Annotated in this window: 3 protein-coding genes; 2 read left to right on the forward strand and 1 reads right to left on the reverse strand. The window is 75.9% G+C overall.

Features of this window, described 5'->3' with window-relative positions:
- On the forward strand, positions 1-270 hold a 270-nt coding region (locus AX737_RS14600; protein ID WP_280949076.1), incomplete at its 5' end, for a non-canonical purine NTP pyrophosphatase.
- A gap of 35 nt (positions 271-305) precedes the next feature.
- The gene (gene hemW / locus AX737_RS14605; protein ID WP_066922458.1) at positions 306-1,478 is read left to right on the forward strand and encodes a radical SAM family heme chaperone HemW; all 1,173 of its coding nucleotides are present in this window, start codon (positions 306-308) and stop codon (positions 1,476-1,478) included.
- Positions 1,479-1,622: 144 nt separating this feature from the next.
- On the opposite strand, the gene AX737_RS14610 is transcribed toward hemW, so the two are convergent.
- A partial coding sequence (locus AX737_RS14610) for a penicillin-binding protein activator (protein ID WP_156453723.1) occupies positions 1,623-2,433 on the reverse strand: 811 nt, incomplete at its 5' end.

Raw genomic sequence — 2,433 nt, forward strand, 5'->3', positions numbered from 1 at the left:
GCGCACTTCGTCTCCGCCCTGGTGCTCGCTTGGCCGGACGGCCACGCCGAGCTGTTCGAGGGCCGGGTCTTCGGCGATCTCGTCGCGCCCCGCGGCGCGGCGGGCTTCGGCTACGACCCGATGTTCCGGCCCGAAGGGTTCGAGCGGACCTTCGGCGAGATCTCGTCGGAGGAGAAGCACGGGGTCGATTGGCAAAGCGGCGACGCGCTCTCGCACCGGGCCCGCGCCTTCGTGGCGCTCGCCGCCGCCTGCCTGCGGCGGCCGGGCTGATTGCGGACCGACGCGCCACCCCTCACATCCAGCCGATGACCGCCTACCCCGAGCACCCGACCCGCGACGCGGGGTTCGGGGTCTACCTGCACTGGCCCTTCTGCGCCGCGAAGTGCCCGTACTGCGACTTCAACAGCCATGTCCGCCACGTACCCCCGGACGAGGCGCGCTTCCTCGCGGCCTTCCGGGCGGAGATCGCGCATGTCGCCGCGCGCACGCCGGGGCGGCGGGTCTCCAGCGTCTTCCTCGGCGGCGGCACGCCCTCCCTGATGCGCCCCGAGACCGTGGCCGGGCTGATCGAGGCGGTCGATGCCGCCTGGGGCATCCTGCCCGGGGCCGAGATCACGCTCGAGGCCAACCCGACGAGCGTCGAGGCCGGTCGCTTCCGGGGCTACCGCGCGGCGGGCGTCAACCGGGTCTCGCTCGGCGTGCAGGCGCTCGACGACGCCGCCCTGAAGGCGCTCGGCCGCCTCCACAGCGCGGCCGAGGCCTTCGCGGCGGTCGAGATCGCGCAGGCGACCTTCGCCCGCACCTCCTTCGACCTGATCTACGCGCGGCCGGGCCAGACGCCGGCGGCGTGGCGCACGGAGCTCGCCGAGGCGATCCGGCGCGCGGCCGAGCACCTCTCGCTCTACCAGCTGACCATCGAGCCCGGCACGCCCTTCTATGGCCTCGCGGCGGCCGGCCGACTGGTGCCGCCGGACGAGGAGAGCGCGCGCATCCTCTACGACGTGACCCAGGAGGTCTGCGGCGCCGCGGGCCTGCCGGCCTACGAGATCTCGAACCACGCCAGGGCGGGGGCCGAATCGCGCCACAACCTGCTCTACTGGCGCTACGGCGAGTACGCGGGCATCGGCCCCGGCGCGCACGGCCGCCTCGTCACCGCGGCGGGCCGGCTCGGCACCGTCACCGAGCGGGCGCCGGAGGCGTGGCTGGCGCGGGTGGAGGCGGAGGGGCACGGCATCGCCGAGACGGAGGCGATCGCCGGATCCGACCAGGCCGACGAGTTCCTGATGATGGGCCTGCGCCTCGCCGAGGGCATCGATCCGGCCCGCTACGCGGCGCTCAAGGGCCGCCCGCTCGACGCCGCCCGCCTCGACGCGCTGGTCGCGGACGGGCTGGTGGCCCGGCTCGCCGCAGGACGCATCGCCGCGACCGCCCGCGGCGCGCCGGTGCTGAACGCCCTGGTGGCCGAACTCGCGGCGTGATCGACGCGCCAGCTTACCACGTCGGGCGACGCGCATCCCCTCTCCCCGCACGCGGGGAGAGGGGATTGGCGCCCGATCAGGGAGGTGTGTGCCCATCGGGCTGCCCGGCGAAACCGCGCCGCCCCGCGAGCGCAAGCGCCCCGCTCAGGTCCCCGGCTTGCCCAGCGCCCGCGGGGCCGGGCTCATCACCGTCACGGCGTTGTTGCGGATCTCGTAGACCGCGAGCGACCGCTCGCTGAGCCCTTCCGGCATCAGCCGGAAGGTGCCGTCCGTGCCGGCGAAGCCCGCGCCCGTGGTCAGCGTCTCCTCGGCGAAGCGCTGGCTGCCGTAGCGGCGGGTCAGCGCGGCCGCGAGCGAGACCGCGTCGTAGGCGAGCGAGGCGACCCGCGGCGGGTTCGTCCCGAAGCGCGCCTGATAGCGGCCGGCGAAGCCCGCGAACCCCGCCGTGTCGGGCGCCGCGAAGCGCCCGCCCTGCAGGGCGGGCAGGGCGAAGAGGCGCGGCTCGTTCCACACCGCCGTGCCGACCGGGCGCACCCTGCCCGGCGCGTAGCCGGCCTTCGTCAAGGCGGCTGCGAGCGCGGGCATCCCGTCCGCGGTCTCGGGCAGGAACAGCGCGTCCGCCTGCGGGGCCGGCCCGGCGATGACGCGGGCGAGCCGCTCGACCGCCGGGCCCGGCGCGCCGGCCGGGTAGCGCTCGATGGCCACGACCCGCGCGCCCTTGCGCGCCACCGCCTCGCGGAACTGCGCCTCGACGGCGTTGCCGTAGGCGGTCTCGGGAATCAGCGCCGCGAAGGAGCGCTTGCCGTCGGCGACCGAGGCGTCGACGATCCGGTCGACCTCCGGCTGGGGCAGGAAGCTGAGGAGGTAGACGCCGCGCGCCGCCACCGCCGCGTCGGTCGAGAAGGCGATGACCGGCTTGCCGGCGTTGCGCGCCGGGAGCGCCGCGGCCTGGACG

Origin of the sequence: Methylobacterium sp. CCH5-D2 (assembly GCF_001556475.1) — a bacterium.
Taxonomy (GTDB): domain Bacteria; phylum Pseudomonadota; class Alphaproteobacteria; order Rhizobiales; family Beijerinckiaceae; genus Methylobacterium; species Methylobacterium hispanicum.